Here is a 17,304-nt window from a genome sequence, read left to right as displayed (position 1 = left end):
GCAGTTCCCGGTCACCGTGGTGATCGGCGCCATCTTCGTGGTCTGCGTCCTGCTCTTCCGCCGCGGCATCGTCGGCGAGGTGATCCATCACCTCGGGCACGTCGGCAGCAAGCGCTGATCGCGAAAGCGGGCGGTGCCCCCTGGGCAGCGCCGCCCGCAGGCAACGCTCAGCTCACGGCGGGACGGTAGGTCGTCTGGGTCTGGCCCGCACGCTCGAAGGCGCGCCTTCCTTCCTCGGGGGTGAGCAGCACCGTCGTCTTGAAGTTGGTGGCCCCGCCCTTGGCCGCGACCATCGCAAGGAATCCCACACACCGCTCATGGTCGGGGAACTCGCAGAGAACCACGCCATCATGTTCGCCGAAGGCGAAGAAATAATGATGGAGCTTGCCCTCGAACGATTCGATTCCCTTGCGGACCGTGTCGATCCGGGAGTCGGGGTTCTGGACGAGGTTGCGGAAGTTGTCGGTGGAAAACTGCCATTGGACCATATAGTGGGGCATCGTGATGTCCTCCCCTCGTGCTGTCGCGGGGGAAAGGATACGGCAAGTCTTCGCGCGCCGGTTCGAGGCATCCGGCTACGGCCCGGGCGCGTCGGACCGTAGCCGTCCTCCTTTTTTGGGATACCGTTTCGCTTCAGAGGCCGAGCGCCTCTTCAGCGGACAAATAATCCAGCCCTTGCGCCTCCGACACCGCCTTGCAGGTGATCTTGCCGGCGTGGACGTTCAGCCCGTTGCGCAGGTGCCGGTCGCGGCCGAGCGCCGCGCGGTAGCCGCGGTCGGCGAGATCCAGCACGAAGGGCAGGGTGGCGTTGTTCAGCGCGAAGGTCGAGGTGCGGGCCACGCCGCCCGGCATGTTGGCCACGCAGTAGTGCACCACCCCGTCCACCACGTAGGTCGGGTCGGCGTGGGTGGTCGGCCGGCTGGTCTCGAAGCAGCCGCCCTGGTCGATGGCGACGTCCACCACCACAGCGCCCCGCTGCATGCGCGCCACCATGCCGCGCGTCACCAGCTTCGGCGCCGCCGCACCCGGCAGCAGCACCGCGCCGATCACCAGGTCGGCGTCCAGCACGTGCTCCTCGATGGCGTCGACGGTGGAGTAGATGGTCTGCAGCTTGGCGCCGAACTGCAGGTCCAGTTCCTTCAGCCGGGCCAGCGAGCGGTCGATGACCACCACCTTGGCCTCCAGCCCCATGGCCATGCGCGCCGCGTTGGTGCCGACCACGCCGCCGCCCAGCACCACCACCTTGGCCGCCGGCACGCCGGGCACGCCGCCGAGCAGCAGTCCGCGCCCGCCCTGCGCCTTCTCCAGGCAGTGCGCGCCGGCCTGCACCGCCATGCGGCCGGCCACCTCGCTCATAGGCGCCAGCAGCGGCAGGCCGCCGCGCTCGTCGGTCACCGTTTCGTAGGCGATGGCGACCGTGCCCGAGGCGAGCAGCGCCCGGGTCTGCTCCGGATCCGGCGCCAGGTGCAGGTAGGTGAACAGCACCTGCCCGGCGCGCAGCATGCGGCACTCGGCCGGCTGCGGCTCCTTGACCTTGACGACCATCTCGGCGCGGCCGAACACGGTTGCGGCGTCCGGGACGATCTCCGCGCCGGCCGCGGCGTACTGCTCGTCCTCCAGGCCGATCTCGTGGCCGGCACCGGCCTGCACCAGCACGGCGTGGCCGTGGTGGACCAGCTCGCGCACCGAGGCCGGTGTCAGCCCGACGCGGTACTCGTGATTCTTGATCTCCTTGGGCACCCCGATCAGCATCGTCCGTCTCCCTGCGATCCGCCGAGACTCTTCATGTAGGGCGGCGAGGGCGGACGTGCAGCGCTCACGCTTCGGGAACCAGCCACTCCACCCGGGTGCCGCCGCCGGTGCCGGGCAGGGCGGCGTGCAGCGCCGGCAGCACCGCGCCCAGCGTCTCGTCCAGCGTCCACGGCGGGTTGACGATGGCGAGGCCGGAGCCGTTGAGGCGCAGGTGCGTGTCCTCCGGGTGGATGGTCAGCTCGGCCAGCAGGATCTTGGGGATCCCCGCCTCGGCCAGCGCCTCCTGGAAGCGCCACACCGCCGGGCGTTCCTTGATCGGGTACCAGATCGCGTAGATCCCCGTCGGCCAGCGCCGATGGGCCTGCCGGAGGCCGGCCACGAGGCGGACGAACTCGTCCGGCTCCTCGAAGGGCGGGTCGATCAGCACCAGTCCGCGCTTCTCCTTCGGCGGCAGGTGCGCCTTCAGCGCGTGGTAGGCGTCCATGGCGTGCACGGCGACCTGGCCGTCGCGGGCGAACTCCGCCTTCAGCGTGGCGGCGTCCTCCCGGTGCAGTTCGCTCAGCACCAGCCGGTCCTGCGGCCGCAGCAGGGCGCGCGCCAGCAACGGCGACCCGGGATACCAGCGAAGATCCACGCCGGGGTTGAGGCCGGCCACGGCGTCCAGGTAGGGGGCGAGCGCCGGGTGCGGCGGGGCGTGGCCGAACAGGCGGCCGATTCCGTCTGCGTACTCGAGTGTCCGCTGCGCCGGGTCGGAGGTCAGGTCGTAGCGTCCGACGCCAGCGTGGGTGTCGAGGACGCAGAAGGCGGCCGGCTTGGCCCGCAGGTGCTCGACGATCAGCGTCAGCACCGCGTGTTTCATCACGTCGGCGAAGTTACCGGCGTGAAAGATGTGTCGGTAGTTCATGGAACGGGGATGTAGCCCATTCCGCCCGCGCCTGCCAGAGGAGAGGGACCGGAGCCGTTTTGGCTCAGTCCAGGGCGGCGACCTGGGCGTTGCGGAAGGTGCGGCGCGTCGCCGGGGCGATGCTGGCGCGCTCCGAGTCGTCGCACTTGGGCGACGCGATCAGCTTGGCGCTTTCCTGATCGAGTTCCGCGAGGTTCTGCCAGACCTTGCAGACGTAGGCCTGGGCGCGACGCGGCGAGGTGCCGTTGTAGCGGGCGATCGCGGCCTTCCAGCTGCCTTCCTCGCCGTGCAGGCGGACCAGCAGGCGGCCGGCGTACCAGACGTTCTCGCGCGGCTCGGCGATCTTCTCCAGCGGCGCGAACTGGCCCTTGTGGACCTGGACGGACAGCTGCATGCAGCCGACGTATGTGTTCTCCCGCACGCGCCCGCCGCGGTCGCGCAGGTGGCGCGCGGCGTCCTGGGGGCTGCGGGCCATGATGGCGCGGCCGTTGGCGCTGATCGCGTAGGGGTTCGGGGTGCCGTCGGTGCCGCTTTCAACCAGCGCGATGGCCAGGAGCATGCCCGCGGGAATGTTCAGCTTCTGCTCCGCCTCGGCGGCGTGGGCGACGCATCCCTCGGAAGCCGCGGCCGCCGACTGCGCCGCGAGGGGCGTGAGCGCCATTCCCAGGCCCAGGGCAAGCATGCCCCCGAGCATAGTTCGTACGCGCTGATTCCGACCTCGCATGACTGCGCTCCCTTGTTTCTGTCCCGCCCGCCCGCGGGGACCGCGCATCACGTTGCGCGGATTTGATTCCCGGTCACCGAGTCGCTTACGGCGACCGCCTCCTAAACAAAAGTCAGCGCCTCCCAATCGGACGCCGAGGCACTTTTTTCAAAATTTTGATCCATCGTCAACCCAATTACGTTCTGGTAATACCACAGCGGCCGTCCGGCCGGGTGCCGCCTAGGCCAAGCTGCATAGTGGCCTAAATCCTTGCGCAGATTCGCCCAAGGCATTGTTTTTCCTTGGTGTATGACGTCGGATCGGCGGATGGGAGGGTGTGATACGAGGTTTGGGTGCGGTGCCGAAACGTGTCGCGAAAATCACACTAAGTGGTTATTTCTAAGAGGCTCTTGCGTGTTGCGGCGCCGCGCGGCATTAAGCTGCGCCCCTTCCTTGCCGAATGGGTTGCGACAGAGTGTCTCTCCATCCGATATCCGCTGGTCCATCCGCCCTCGACCGATTGTTGGAGGTCGGCTACCAGCGGTTATACGCCGACGAGTCGGCCGGCGCCCGCAGCGCCTTCCGGATGGCCGTCGCCGCCGATCCCACGAGCGCCGAGGCGCACGGCGCGCTCGCCGAGGTGCTGGACGCCGAACCGGCCGTCGCGGCCCGCGTCTACGAACGCGCGCTGCGCCTCGATCCCGGCCGCTGGTCCTGGCGCCTCGGCCGCGCGGAGGCGCTGGCGGCGGCCGGCGACGAGGCCGCCCTCTCCGTGTTTCAGGACCTCGTGGCCGAGCGTCCGGACGCTGCCTCGGTACGCCGCGGCCACGGCCGCGCCCTGGCGCGCGCCGGCCGCACCGCCGAGGCCGCCGAGGAACTGCGCGAGGCCCTGGTGCTGCGCCCCGACGACCGTGACGTGCTGGCCGAGCTGGCGGAGCTGCTGATGACCGGCGGCGACGCGCTGGCGGCTGTGGAGCTGCTCACCCCCGCGCTGCGCCGCCCGGATGGGGACGCCGGTCTGCACCGCCTGCTTGGCCACGCCTGGGCCGAGCTGCGCGAGCCGGCCAAGGCGCTGGCCGCCCTGCGCCGCGCGCAGGAGATCGAACCGGACGACCGCACCGCCGCCCTGGTCGCCGCGCTGGAGGGCGGGGAGGGCGCCGACCTCTCCGCCGCGTACGTGCGCGCCCTGTTCGACCGCTACGCCGACCGCTTCGACAGCGACCTCGTCGGCAAGCTCGGCTACGCCGCGCCGCGGATCCTGCGCGAGGCCATCGACCGCGTGTGCGGGCCGGTGCAGGGGATGCGCGCGCTCGACCTCGGCTGCGGGACCGGCCTGATGGGAGTCGAGCTTCGGCCGCTGTGCGCGCACCTCGCCGGCGTCGACCTGTCGCCGCGCATGGTGGAGAAGGCGCGCGGGCGCGGCCCGTACGACGCGCTGTCGGTGGGCGACATCGTCGATGCCATGGCCGGGCCGGCGCGCTGGGATCTGCTGGTGGCGGCCGATGTGCTGGTCTACATCGGCGACCTCGCCGCGGTCTTCGCGGCGGCGGCAACCGCGCTGGCGCCCGGCGGCCGTTTCGCGGCGACGGTCGAGCGCCTGGAGAGCGGCGGCTTCGTCCTCGGCCCGACGCGGCGCTACGCGCACTCCGTGGCCTATCTGAAAGAGTCCGCGGCGGCGGCCGGGCTCGACGTGCTGCTGCTGGAGGAGTGCTCGCCGCGCCGCGAGAAGCAGGCGCCGGTGCCGGGCCTGGTGTTCGTGCTGGGGAAGGCGTAGCCCTCAGATCACCTGCCCTCAGATCACTTGCAGGAACCGTCCGGTGGCGCCTTCGGCGTGCCACTGGGCGTGCAGCTGGTTCTTGCGGTCGAGGTGCAACGACAGCCAGTTGCGGGCGCGGATCAGCCGGCGGCCGGTCTCGGGGAAGGGCGGCATCTCCAGCGACCAGCCGGGGAAGGGCGCGTCGCGCCGCGCCGCCAGCCGCTCCAGCAGCGCCGTCGCCAGCCGCCCCGGCGGCGGGTGCACCACGCCGGACGACACCAGCTGCCACATCTCCACCCCGCCGCCGTGCAGCAGGGCACGCGCGCCGAAATGCACCTCGCCGGACAGCGCGGTGACCCGGCAGCCGCTGCGCAGCGAGAAGGCGGACAGCAGTTCCAGCAGCCGCCGCCACTCCTCGACGTGCGCCGGGCTGCGCCACTGGTCGCGCAGGTCGTCGCGCAGCCTGGCCGTGCCGGGCAGGCGGTTGACCCAGCGCTCCAGCACCCCGGTGTCGGCGTAGAGCAGCGGCACGCTGGACAGGAACAGCAGGTGCCGGCAGCCCTGGAAGCGCTCCAGCCACTCGGGCAGCGCCGCCCAGGTGCGCTCCGACAGCACGCGGTCCGGCGTTCGGTCGCTGCGCAGGTCGGGGGCGAACACGCCGAGGTCGCCGGCACGGAAGCCCTGGGTGAAGCCGCCGTGCTCCGCACCCCATACGCATTCCGGCAGCGACTCGGGCGGCGCGGCGAGCTGGAACAGCGTGAAGGCGCGCCGCGCCACCAGCGCCACGCCGCGCGGCACCGCGGCGTGCTGCGCCTCGCCTTGCAGCGAGCCCCAGCCGTCGAAGATGTCGTGGTCGTCCCACATCATCACCGACGGCACGCAGGCCAGCACCGGCGCGATCTCCGGCTGCGACCACAGGGCGATGTAGCGGTCGACGTAATAGCTCATCGCCTCCTCGGCCATGGCGGCCGTGAAGGGGCGGGCCCAGCGGCCGCGGCGCTTGCTCCACGCCTTCAGCGACGGGCAGTCGCGCCATACCGTGTCGGCGTACAGCTGGTCGCCGCCCTGCAGCAGCAGGTGGAACGGCGTGCGCGCGTGCTGCGCCGCGAGGTCGCTCCACAGCGCGTTGCGCGCGGCGGTGGCGGTGGGCTGGCAGTGCTCGTCCTCGATGCCGTTGCAGGCGGTGTAGGCCAGCCGCGGCGTGCCGCCGCGCGCCGGCACCGCCATGCGCCAGTGCTCCTCGGCGTCCTGGAAGCCGTAGGAAGCCTCGCCGTCGGTGGTGTCGCGCGGCACGGCGAAGTCGAAGCGCCAGAGGTGCCGGCCGCGCCACGCCGCGACGTGCCGCGGCGGCACCGGCAGGCCTACGCCGTCGACACGCAGGTCGTCCGGCTCGTGCTCGCCGTCGATGACGAACAGCGCCGACACGCGCCAGCGGTCGCCCTGCTCGCCCCGGAAGACGAGCACGGGGCCGAGGAGGAAACGCGGCCTATCCTTGGTTTGCGCCATACACTCCCAATAGAGCGAAGCGGTCGGACTGGGAAGGGGCTTGCCACCGACGCGCCGGGCAGGGCCCAAAAGTCGCATCCCCCTGCGGAATGCAACGCGCGGTTTCCCGCGCCCTTCGCAAGAGAACGGTATATACTGTGAAGAGTCCCGCCGGTGACGCCGCGGGCGGGCGAACGAGGGCGGGGTACCCGGGGTGGTCATGGACCTGCTGATGGGCCTGGGGCGCAGCGTCGGGCTGCTCGCCGTGGTGTCCATCGCCTACACCCACGTGATCCGGCACCTGCCGGCCGGCCGGCCGGAGCGCACGCTCGTCCTCGGCCTGCTGTTCGCTGCCGGTGCGGTGGGGTCCATGCTGACGCCGACCGTCCTGGCGCCGGGCATCCTCATCGACGCGCGCAGCGTGCTGCTCGGCCTGTCGGCGCTGTTCGGCGGCCCGGTGGCGGCGCTGGTGGCGGGCACGCTGGCCGGCGCCTTCCGGCTGTGGCAGGGCGGAGTCGGCGCGCTGGCCGGCGTCGCCGGCATCGTCGCCACCACGCTGACCGGCATCGCCTTCGAGCGCGCGCTGCGCCACCGCGGGGCGCGGCCGGGCACGCCGGACCTGCTGCTGCTCGGCGCCGTCGTCGGGCCGATGAATCTCGGCGGCGTGGTGCTGCTGCCGGACTGGGGGCTGATCGGGCAGGTGCTGGGCAACGCGGCGCTGCCGCTGCTGGGCACCTCGCTGCTCGGCGTCCTGTTCCTCGGCACGCTGATGCTGCACGAGCGCGAGCGGCTGGCGGTGGAGAGCGCGCTGGCCGAGAGCGAGCGCCGCTTCCGCACCGTGTTCGGCGGCGTGCGCGACGTGGTGTTCAAGACCGACCGCGCCGGTGCCTGGACCCTGCTGAACCCCGCCTGGGCCGACCTGACCGGCTACGCCGTGGAGGAGTCGCTCGGCACGCCCCTGCTGGACGCCGTGCACCCCGACGACCGCGAGAAGGCCGAGGCGCTGTTCGAGGCGCTGACCGCCGGCTGGCTGCAGCACAGCCGGCAGGAACTGCGGATCCGCACCCGCGACGGCCGCTGGCGCTGGGCCGAGCTGAACGCCCGCCGGGGCGAGACGGCGGATGGGCCGGAGGCCGGCGTGTCCGGTACCCTGAGGGACATCACCCTGCGCCGCGAGGCCGAGCACGCCTTGCGCGAGAGCCGCCGCCGCTTCCAGGAGATCACCTCGGTGCTGACCGAGGGCGTCTGCGTGGTCAACGACCGGGACGTCATCGAATACGTCAACCCGGCGGCCGAGGAGATGCTGGGCTGGCGGCGCGACGAGCTGCTCGGCCGCAACGCGCACGAGACCTTCCACCACACGCACCGCGACGGCACGCCGTTCCCGGCCGAGTCGTGCCCGGTGCACCAGGCGATCCTCGCCGGCCGGCGCTTCACGACGCACGAGGACTATTTCGTCCGCAAGGACGGCGGCTGGCTGCCGGTCGCGCTGGCCGCGGCGCCGCTGATCCGCGACGGCAGGGTGTGCGGCGCGGTGGCCGCCTTCCACGAGATCTCCGAACGGCTGCGCCAGCAGCAGGTCCTGCGCGAGAGCGAGGAGCGCTACCGGCTGCTGTTCAACTCCAGCCTCGACGCGGTGTTCGTCTATTACCTGGCGCCGGACGGCACGCCGTCCGCCTTCATCGACGTCAACGACGTGGCGTGCGAGCGCCTGGGCTACACGCGTGAGGAGCTGCTGACGCGCACGCCGGCCGACATCTGCGATCCCGAGGGGGCAGTGGAGATCCCGCGTCTCATCGCCGACATTTGCCGCGACGGCTGCGGCGTGTTCGAGCGCGTGCACGTTGCCGCCGACGGTCGCCGCATCCCGGTGGAGACCAGCGCCCGGCTGTTCCAGCACAAGGGCAACACGGCGGTCATCGCCATCTCCCGCGACATCACCGAGCGCAAGCGGGCGGAGGAGCGCATCCACCGCCTCGCGCACTACGACGCCCTGACCGACCTGCCGAACCGCCGGCTGCTGATGGACCGGCTGGACCGCGCGGTGGCGCTGGCGGCACGGCACGGGCGCGCGGTGGCGGTGCTGATGCTCGACCTCGACGGCTTCAAGCCGGTCAACGACACCTACGGCCACGATGTCGGCGACGAGTTGCTGGTGGTGATCGCCCGGCGCCTGGAAGCCGCGGTGCGCCGCGCCGACACCATCGCCCGCCTGGGCGGCGACGAGTTCGTGCTGGTGCTGAGCGAGATCGGCTCGCTGTCCGACGCGGAGATGGTGGCCAGCAAGGTGATCGCCGTGATCAACGAGCCGGTGGAACTGGCCGGCAACGCGATCCACGTCGGCGCCTCCCTAGGCATCGCCGTCTTCCCGGAGGACGGCCGCGACCCCGCCGCGCTGATGAAGGCGGCCGACCAGGCGATGTACCGCGCCAAGGCCGACGGGCGGAACCAGTACGCGGTGCGGACGCCGGCGTGACCATTATACGTAAACGGAGTCTTCTTTGTTCACTATACGCTCCACAGCATCCGACCGGGCAGTTAGCTTTAGCGATCTGTGCGGCGAAAGGTTCCGCGTCACGCTAACGGGGCACTTTGTTTCAGCTTCTGCGGAGGTTTTCGCATACACCGACGCCGATGGTTTGGCGCGGTTCTTCCAGGAGCTTGGAAAATTCGACGCACCGTGGTCGGGGCGCCGTTCCTGGTCAACAATCGAGGAAGACTTCCGGATTTCCGCAGTCTGTACCTCCTTGGGGGCCGTAACGCTCGAAGTCGAATTGCGCGGAATGCAGGGCGCGCCGGAGGAATGGCTCGTCAAGACCGGGCTATCTGCAGACTTTGGTCAATTAGAGCACATTGCAAAGCGCGCTCTAGCGTTCTTCAATGCCTCGCCAACTGACACTTGAATCGGTATGAGCGCACTGCCCCAAGCGCCATTAGATAAAGAGAAGCCTCACCTGAACGGGGAGTTGGACGCATGAGCACCGCCATCGCCGCCGTCGATCCCTTCGCCCCCGACACCCCGCCGCGCATCGCGCTGGAGCACGCCTACCGCATGGACGAGGCGCAGGCGGTGGAGGCGCTGGTCGAGCGCGCCGCGCTGCCCTCCGCCCTGCGCGCCCGCATCGAGGCGGAGGCGTCGCGGCTGGTCGAGGGCGTGCGGGCGGCGCGCACCAGCTTCGGCATGCTCGACGCCTTCCTCCAGGAGTTCGGGCTGTCCACCCGCGAGGGCGTGGCGCTGATGTGCCTGGCCGAGGCACTGCTGCGCATCCCCGACCCGGAGACCGCCGACGCCCTGATCCGCGACAAGATCGGCGAGGCCGACTGGGCGCAGCACGTCGGGCACGCCGACAACCTGTTCGTCAACGCCTCGACCTGGGCGCTGATGCTGACCGGCCGCGTCATCCGCCTGGACGAGGAGACCGAGGGGCGGCCGGCCGCCCTCGTCAACCGCCTGATCGCGCGGGCCGGCGAGCCGGTGATCCGGCAGGCCATGGTGCGGGCCATGCGCATCCTCGGCCGCCAGTTCGTCATGGGCCGCACCATCGGCGAGGCGCTGGAGCGCGGGCGCGAACAGGAGAAGGCCGGCTACCGCCACTCCTACGACATGCTGGGCGAGGGCGCCCGCACCATGGCCGACGCCGACCGCTACCTGGGGACCTACGCCGCGGCCATCCGCGCCATCGGCGCCGCGCGCGGGAGCCGGAGCGTCGTCGACAGCCCCGGCATCTCGGTCAAGCTCTCGGCGCTCCACCCGCGCTACGAGGAGGCGCAGCGCGAGCGCGTGCTGCGCGAGCTGCAACCCCGGCTGAAAAGTCTGTGCCTGATGGCCCGCGACGCCGGCATCGGCCTGACCGTCGATGCGGAGGAGGCCGACCGGCTCGCCCTCCAACTCGACCTCGTCGAGGCGATGGCGCTGGACGGGGCGCTGGCCGGCTGGGACGGGCTGGGGCTGGCGGTGCAGGCCTACCAGAAGCGCGGCTGCGCGGTGGTCGACTGGCTGGCCGAGCTGACCCGGCGCTCCGGCCGGCGGCTGATGGTGCGGCTGGTCAAGGGCGCCTACTGGGACACCGAGATCAAGCGGGCGCAGGAGCGCGGCCTCGACGGCTACCCGGTGTTCACGCGCAAGGTGAACACCGACCTGTCCTACCTCGCCTGCGCCCGCCGGCTGCTGGAGCTGCGCGGGCCGCTCTACCCGATGTTCGCCACCCACAACGCGCACACCGTGGCCGCCGTCCAGGCCATGGCGGGGAACAACGAGGGCTACGAGTTCCAGCGCCTGCACGGCATGGGCGAGCCGCTGTACCATCAGATCGCAAGCCCGGAGATGCCCGTGCGCGTCTACGCGCCGGTGGGCAGCCACGAGGACCTGCTGGCCTATCTGGTCCGCCGCCTGCTGGAGAACGGGGCGAACTCCTCCTTCGTCAACCGCATCCAGGACGACAAGGTGCCGGTGGCCGACATCGTCGCCGACCCGGTCGCCCGCGCCGCGCGCCTGCCCTACAAGCCGCACCCGCGCATCCCGCTGCCCGTCGACCTGTTCGGGCCGGAGCGGCGCAACTCCCGCGGCCTCGACCTCTCCGATCCGATGCAGACGGATCCGCTGCTGCGCCGGATGGAGCAGGCCTACGCGACGCCGTGGAGCGCGGTGCCGCTGGCCGGCGGCATGGCCGTGGAGGGTTCCGGGCGCGCCGTCCTCGACCCCGCCAGCGGCCGGGTGGTCGGCACGGTGGTGGAGGCCAGCGACCGCGACGTCGGCCACGCGCTGGCGGTGGCGTCGAAGGCGGCACGCGACTGGGCCAACACGCCGGCCGAGCGGCGGGCCACCGTGCTGGAGCGCGCCGGCGACCTGCTGGAGTGGAACCGCGCCGAGTTGATGGCGCTGTGCGTGCGCGAGGCCGGCAAGACCATCCCCGACGCGCTGGCCGAGGTGCGGGAGGCGGTGGACTTCTGCCGCTACTACGCCGCCCGCGCGCGGGTCAACTTCACGCTGCCCAGAGTGCTGCCCGGCCCGACGGGGGAGCACAACCAGCTTTCCCTGCACGGGCGCGGTGTGTTTGCCTGCATCAGCCCGTGGAACTTCCCGCTCGCCATCTTCGTCGGGCAGGTGACGGCGGCGCTGGCCGCCGGCAACGCGGTGGCGGCCAAGCCGGCCGAGCAGACGCCGCTGATGGCCGCCCGCGCCGTCCGGCTGTTCCACGAGGCCGGCGTGCCGGCCGACGTGCTGCACCTGCTGCCCGGCGACGGCCGCGTCGGCGCGGCTCTGGTGAACGACCCGCGGGTGCGCGGGGTGGCCTTCACCGGATCGACCGAGACGGCGCGCGCCATCAACTTGGCGCTCGCCCAGCGCAACGGCCCGATCGTGCCGCTGATCGCCGAGACCGGCGGGCAGAACGTGTTGATCGCCGATTCCTCGGCTCTGCCGGAGCAACTGGTGGACGACGTGCTGACCAGTGCCTTCCGCTCCACCGGACAGCGCTGCTCGGCCCTGCGCGTGCTGTTCGTGCAGGACGGCATCGCCGACCGGGTGATCCGCATGCTGGAGGGGGCGGCGCACGAGCTGCGCGTTGGTGATCCGGGACTGCTGCGCACCGATGTCGGCCCGGCCATCGACGCGGAGGCGCGCGCCACGCTCCAGGCACACGCCGACCGGATGAAGGCGGAGGCGACGCTTCTGTTCGAGGTGCCACTGGGCGAGGACTGCGCGCACGGCACCTTCTTCGCCCCGCGCGCCTTCGAGATCGACGGCCTCGCCCGGCTGGAGCGCGAGGTGTTCGGCCCGGTGCTGCACGTGATCCGCTACGGCGCCGACCGGTTGGATGCGGTGCTCGACGCGGTGGAAGCGACCGGCTACGGCCTGACGTTGGGCATCCACAGCCGCATCGACGACACCATCCGCCGCATCCACGGCCGGCTCGGGGTGGGAAACACCTACGTCAACCGCAACATGATCGGCGCCGTGGTGGGCGTGCAGCCCTTCGGTGGCGAGGGCTTGTCCGGGACCGGCCCGAAGGCCGGCGGCCCGCACTACCTGCTGCGTTTCGCCACCGAGCGCACGCTGACCGTCAACACCACGGCGGCCGGCGGCAACACCACGCTGGTGTCGCTCGGGGAGGAGTAGCGGCCGATATGGAAAAGGCGACCGGCCGGGCCGATCGCCTCCCTTACCGTCCAGGCGCGTGCCGCGCGGTCACGTCTTCTGCTGGCGCAGCAGGTCGAGCATGCGCGACGGCACCGGCTCTTCCAGAACGGTGTCGTACAGGCGGTGCAGTTCGTCCACATGCTGCCTGTGCAGGTTCAGCATGGCTTTCGCATCCGCGTCCGTCTCGACCGCGGCCTCGAACTCCCGCCGCTCGTTGTCGTCGAGGGCGCCATCGAGATAGGCGTTTATGTGGCTCATTGTCACACGCTTCATGTCCGTTCAATCCCGGAGCGTCGCAAACGGTCCGTGACACGTCCGGCCACTGTCCAAGTGGTGAGGCTCGGAAGGCGTCGCTAGCCCTTCTTATGGGGTGTGCCGCGAAAACGGCAACAGTTCGCTTCGAGCTTCTCTCGTGGATTGTTCTTCGGTCATGGCCAGCCCCCGCCTGTTTCGCCTGCGTTGTATGTATGCCCGATGTAACAGCGATCGGTGTTGCTTGTTCCAGTTGTCGACATGCGGAACGCGGCTTGGCGGCAAGTTGTTGCAAACGCACCACCATGCCAGCGGGAAGGCCGGCAGCCGCCGCGGCCCTCGGCCGGGCGTCCGCAGTACCGCGGAAACGGCAAGCTGCGGGACAAGGGGGCGCTGGTCGCCGGCGGCGAACGGCATCGGCCACGCCACCGCCGTACTCTTCGTCCGTGTTGGCGGCCGATGTCGGTGCCCAACCACCGTCCCAAACCGTCATCCCCGCGAAGGCGGAGATCCATGTCGACCAGCGAAGAAACGCGGTACGAAGCATGGATCCCCGCCTTCGCGGGGATGACGGTTAAGCTACTGAACTTTGGGGACATGGAGCCGCAACATGGAGGATTGGGGGGCACGGCTCATTCGAAAAACAACCAGCCCCCACCCGACCTCCCCCAGCGGGGCTGGGGGAGGGGTTGTTTCCATTGCTACGCCGCCATCAGGTTGTTCAGCCGCTCGCGGGCGCGGCACAGGCGGGAGCGGATGGTGCCGATGGAGACGTTCAGCTTCTCGGCGGCTTCCTGGTAGGGGCGCCCCTCGATGGCCACCAGCTTGACCACCTTGCGCTGGCTGGGGGTGAGCGAGCCGAAGGCGCGGTCGACGTCGCGGAAGACGAGGCGGGCGATCTGGGACGCTTCCACCGACATGGCGCCGTCCCACAGTTCCACCTTGGTGACGTGCTTCTCGCGTTGCAGGTTGTTGAAATGCAGGTTCTTCAGCATCGTGGTCAGCCACGCCTGCATGTTGGTGCCCGGTTCGAACCGGTGCGAGCGCGACAGCGCGCGGGCGAGGCAGTCCTGGGTCAAGTCTTCGGCAGCCGTGGCATCACGCGTCAACTTGCACGCGTAGCGCTGCAGGTTCGGCATGCAGCGGATGAGCTCGGCTTCGAACGAATATGACATGGTCTCACTTCCTCCAAGTCTATTCCTTGGCGCGGCTGCGGCCGTCCTGTGCGCACCGCTCCGCCAGAGACGACGAACCCCGCCGGCACCCCGGCCTCGCGGCCGGTCCGTTCGGTGGTGGTTCGCAATGGGGTTTGTCGGTGCCTTCAGGCCCCCCGCTCGGCCGAGCCGGCGACGCGCGCATTCCGGGCTGTCGTCATTGTCGGTCTCCCCGTTCCTCGATGGGGGCGGGCTCCGGATTGCCTCTTCCGGAGTGCTCCCGTTCGACGTGATGTCCCGGACTTAACGCGGGGGGTGAGCGCTTGTTCCCCGCCGGGGGATCCGGAAAGCGACGCGAAATGAGCGTATGGCCGAGGCCCCGCTTCACCCGTTGGGGGTAGCGGTGGCGGGCGCGCCTAGCGCCCGGCCCGGCTCTCCAGCCGCCGCAGGAACTCCCGCATGATCGCGCGGTAGAGTTCGTCCTTCAGGCAGGCGTCCTCGACGCCGAGGTCGAGGCTGGGGTTGTCGTTGATCTCGATGACGAAGACGCCGTGCTCGTTCTGCTTGACGTCGACGCCGTACAGGCCGTCGCCGATCAGGCCCGCCGCCTTCACCGCGACCTCCACCACCTCGCGCGGGGCCTCGTCCACCGCGAACGTGCGCGAAGAGCCGGTCTCGGCCCGGCCGCTGCGGCCGTGCTTGACGATCTGCCAGTGCTTCTTCGCCATCAGGTACTGGCAGACGTAGAAGGGCTGGCGGTTCAGCACGCCGACGCGCCAGTCGAACTCGGTGTACATGAACTCCTGCGCCAGGATGACGTCGGAGTCCTCGAACAGGCTCTCCGCCGTCGCCTCTAGCTCGGAGCGGTTGGTGACCTTGAATACCCCGCGCGAGAAGGAGCCGTCCGGGATCTTCAGCACGATGGGGTAGGGGATCTCCTGATCGAGCGTGGCGAGCCCGCGCTTGTCGAGGATCACCGTCTTCGGCGTCGGGACCTTATGGGCCTTCAGCAACTCGGCCAGGTACACCTTGTTGGTGCATTTCAGGATCGAGTTGGGATCGTCGATCACCGGCATCCCCTCCGCCTCGGCCTTCTTGGCGAAGCGGTAGGTGTGGTTGTCGATGGCCGTGCCCTCGCGGATGAACAGCGCATCGTATTCGGCGAGCCGGGCGTAGTCCTTCTTCTCGATCAGCTCCGCCTCGATGCCCAGCGCCTCGCCGGCCTTGATGAACTTCTGGAGCGCGCGGGGGCTGGAAGGCGGCAGCTCCTCCCTGGGGTTGTGCAGGATGGCCAGCGTCCAGCGCGCCTGCGCCCGCGCCGCCGGCTCGCGCCAGGACGCGCGGGTGTAGGCGTCGAGCGCCGTCTCGAACGCCGCCTTCTGCTCCTCGGTCAGCGCGTCGATGGACAGCGGCTCGACCGCGTGCAGGGTCCAGCCCTGCTTCAGGCGCACCTGCACCTTGAGGATCGGGCAGCGGAACAGGTCGAAGATCTCGCGGCCGATGTCGGCGAAGCGGCGGTCCATCGTGCGGCCGAAGAAGACCAGCAGGTTGAACGAGGCCTCCGGCCGGTCGCTCAGCCGCTTCATCTTGCGCGCCAGCGCCTCCTCCACCTCGGCCAGGGCGGCGCGGGTCAGCGAGCGCTGGCGCAGGTCGAGGATGGTCTTCACCGTCGGGATCACCCGCTCGCCGCGCGCCTCGCCGAGCAGCGACACATAGTAGCCGGTGCCCAGGTACTCGTAGGTGCGGCTGAGGTTGATGACGCGCTGGTCGCGGCCGCGCGCCGCGTCCGGCTTGGCGATGTACTCGCGCGCGGTGACGACCTGGAGGTTGTCCTTCCGCCAGGGGAAGTCGGCGCGGCGATCGACGATGACGAGGTGCGCGGCCATCAGTAAGACGTGCGCTCGCGCAGGAGGAGCGTCGCCTTCAGCTGCGCCTTGCCGTAGCGGGCCATGCGTTCGAAGTCCTGACGGGGGATCGGCATGAAGATGCGGTCGATGTGGGCGTGCTGCTCGTCGTACACCAGCGGGTCGTGCACGTAGAGGAACCGCTCGTCGGCCCCCGACACCACGACCCAGTGCGGGAACTTCTCCCGGTAGATGCGGTAGCTGCTGATCAGCACGATCGGCACCGCGCCGTCGCGCACCGCCTCGGCCATGTCGGCGGAGGTCAGGGTGCGGTGGCTGACGCGCACGCCGGTCCCGGCCAACTCGTCGATCATCTCCTGGTGGACGAGGCGCATGACCTCCTTCTTGTCGTCATCGCGCACGCCGTCGAGGAAGGGGACGCTGTCGTCCTTGACGCAGATCTCCACGTCCAGCCCGCGCCGCCACGCCGCCAGCGCCAGCCCGTACGGCCCGCAGCCGCCGTGCCCGGAGGTCATGAACACCGTGGTCGCCTCGCGCCACAGCCGGATCTCCAGCGGACGGTTCAGCTCCAGCTCCGGCTTGAGCGCCTTCATGCCCATCATCAGGGCCGAGGGGCCGCAGGTGAAGTCGAGGGTCTGCTGATAGTAGGGCACCAGCCGGGCTCCGAGCGGCGCGCTGGGCCCGGCGGCACCTAGGCGCTTTTCCAGCCGCAACGCTTCCATGTGGTCTTCGTAGTAATCGGCATAAACACCGAACTCGCGGTATCCATTCCGCTTGTACAGGTCGATGGCGGCACGGTTGTCGCGCCGCACTTCGAGCCTCAGATAGATGCAGTCATGCGCCCGCGCCGCCTGCTCGGCGGCGGTCAGCAGGCGGGTTCCGGCGCCGGAGCGGCGGAACGGCGGATCGACCGCGAAGGAATACAGCCGCGCCAGCGACGTCCCGGCGTGGAAGGCGACCATGCCGTAGCCGGCGATCACGTCTCCGTGAAGTTCCACCAGCACCATGGCGTTGCCCTTGGTGATCATGTGGTGGAAACTGCGGCGGGTCAGGCGGTCGGTCTCGAAGCAGCGCTCCTCGATGGCGAGCAGCGCCGGAATGTCGGAGGGCAGGGCCTGGCGCAGCGTGATCGGCGGCGCGGCGGGGAAATCCAGATCGTCGGGCATGGCGTATGAAATGGGAGGTACGGTCTTGGAGTGCATTCTACTCCCTTCCGTGCGAAGAAAAAGGTGGAGTCCCCCTTTCGCGTTTGGCGTGAAACACTGGGCAGCCGAAAGAACTTCGGCTAGCCTTA

Annotated in this window: 13 protein-coding genes; 4 read left to right on the top strand and 9 right to left on the bottom strand. The window is 70.2% G+C overall.

The features are described from left to right. Window positions 1–167 precede the first annotated feature (167 nt). The 4 genes from TSO221_RS05285 to TSO221_RS05270 all read right to left on the bottom strand — a co-directional run bounded on the left by TSO221_RS05285 (window position 168) and on the right by TSO221_RS05270 (window position 3,317). Entirely contained in the window at window positions 168–500 is a 333-nt protein-coding gene (locus TSO221_RS05285) for a GYD domain-containing protein (RefSeq protein ID WP_109117423.1), read from the bottom strand. 133 nt (window positions 501–633) lie between these two features. Further along, window positions 634–1,752, bottom strand: a complete 1,119-nt coding sequence (gene ald, locus TSO221_RS05280) for an alanine dehydrogenase (protein WP_109117422.1) — start codon at window positions 1,750–1,752, stop codon at window positions 634–636. Between the two features lie 64 nt (window positions 1,753–1,816). Then, window positions 1,817–2,656, bottom strand: a complete 840-nt coding sequence (gene rlmJ / locus TSO221_RS05275) for a 23S rRNA (adenine(2030)-N(6))-methyltransferase RlmJ (RefSeq protein WP_109117421.1) — start codon at window positions 2,654–2,656, stop codon at window positions 1,817–1,819. 64 nt (window positions 2,657–2,720) lie between these two features. After that, complete coding sequence (locus tag TSO221_RS05270; protein ID WP_247877924.1) at window positions 2,721–3,317, bottom strand: transglycosylase SLT domain-containing protein; 597 nt, start codon at window positions 3,315–3,317, stop codon at window positions 2,721–2,723. A gap of 565 nt (window positions 3,318–3,882) precedes the next feature. On the opposite strand from TSO221_RS05270, the gene TSO221_RS05265 reads away from it, so the two are divergent. After that, window positions 3,883–5,133, top strand: coding sequence for a methyltransferase domain-containing protein (locus tag TSO221_RS05265; RefSeq protein ID WP_247877923.1), 1,251 nt, complete (start codon window positions 3,883–3,885; stop codon window positions 5,131–5,133). Window positions 5,134–5,151: 18 nt separating this feature from the next. On the opposite strand, the gene TSO221_RS05260 is transcribed toward TSO221_RS05265, so the two are convergent. Further along, window positions 5,152–6,621 (bottom strand): alkaline phosphatase D family protein, encoded by a 1,470-nt coding sequence (locus TSO221_RS05260; RefSeq protein ID WP_109117418.1) that lies wholly within the window; start codon window positions 6,619–6,621, stop codon window positions 5,152–5,154. A gap of 199 nt (window positions 6,622–6,820) precedes the next feature. On the opposite strand from TSO221_RS05260, the gene TSO221_RS05255 reads away from it, so the two are divergent. The 3 genes from TSO221_RS05255 to putA all read left to right on the top strand — a co-directional run bounded on the left by TSO221_RS05255 (window position 6,821) and on the right by putA (window position 12,718). After that, entirely contained in the window at window positions 6,821–9,076 is a 2,256-nt protein-coding gene (locus TSO221_RS05255; RefSeq protein WP_109117417.1) for a PAS domain S-box protein, read from the top strand. 25 nt (window positions 9,077–9,101) lie between these two features. Further along, entirely contained in the window at window positions 9,102–9,503 is a 402-nt protein-coding gene (locus tag TSO221_RS34850; RefSeq protein WP_146208710.1) for a DUF6228 family protein, read from the top strand. A gap of 71 nt (window positions 9,504–9,574) precedes the next feature. Next, entirely contained in the window at window positions 9,575–12,718 is a 3,144-nt protein-coding gene (gene putA / locus TSO221_RS05250) for a bifunctional proline dehydrogenase/L-glutamate gamma-semialdehyde dehydrogenase PutA (RefSeq protein ID WP_109117416.1), read from the top strand. A 69-nt stretch (window positions 12,719–12,787) separates the two neighbouring features. Here the strand turns inward: putA and TSO221_RS05245 are convergent, their stop codons facing one another. The 4 genes from TSO221_RS05245 to TSO221_RS05230 all read right to left on the bottom strand — a co-directional run bounded on the left by TSO221_RS05245 (window position 12,788) and on the right by TSO221_RS05230 (window position 17,176). Further along, window positions 12,788–13,012 (bottom strand): NepR family anti-sigma factor, encoded by a 225-nt coding sequence (locus TSO221_RS05245; protein WP_247877922.1) that lies wholly within the window; start codon window positions 13,010–13,012, stop codon window positions 12,788–12,790. Between the two features lie 680 nt (window positions 13,013–13,692). Then, window positions 13,693–14,166, bottom strand: coding sequence for a sigma-70 family RNA polymerase sigma factor (locus TSO221_RS05240; protein ID WP_109117414.1), 474 nt, complete (start codon window positions 14,164–14,166; stop codon window positions 13,693–13,695). A gap of 395 nt (window positions 14,167–14,561) precedes the next feature. Continuing rightward, the gene (locus tag TSO221_RS05235; protein WP_109117413.1) at window positions 14,562–16,031 is read right to left on the bottom strand and encodes a RimK family protein; all 1,470 of its coding nucleotides are present in this window, start codon (window positions 16,029–16,031) and stop codon (window positions 14,562–14,564) included. Beyond that, complete coding sequence (locus TSO221_RS05230; protein ID WP_109117412.1) at window positions 16,031–17,176, bottom strand: GNAT family N-acetyltransferase/peptidase C39 family protein; 1,146 nt, start codon at window positions 17,174–17,176, stop codon at window positions 16,031–16,033. Before TSO221_RS05230 ends, TSO221_RS05235 begins: the two co-directional genes overlap by 1 nt. Window positions 17,177–17,304: the final 128 nt, after the last annotated feature.

This window comes from Azospirillum sp. TSO22-1, assembly GCF_003116015.1.
Taxonomy (GTDB): domain Bacteria; phylum Pseudomonadota; class Alphaproteobacteria; order Azospirillales; family Azospirillaceae; genus Azospirillum.
The sequence above is the reverse complement of the archived record's forward strand: the minus strand, read 5'-3'. Positions and strand labels throughout refer to the sequence as shown.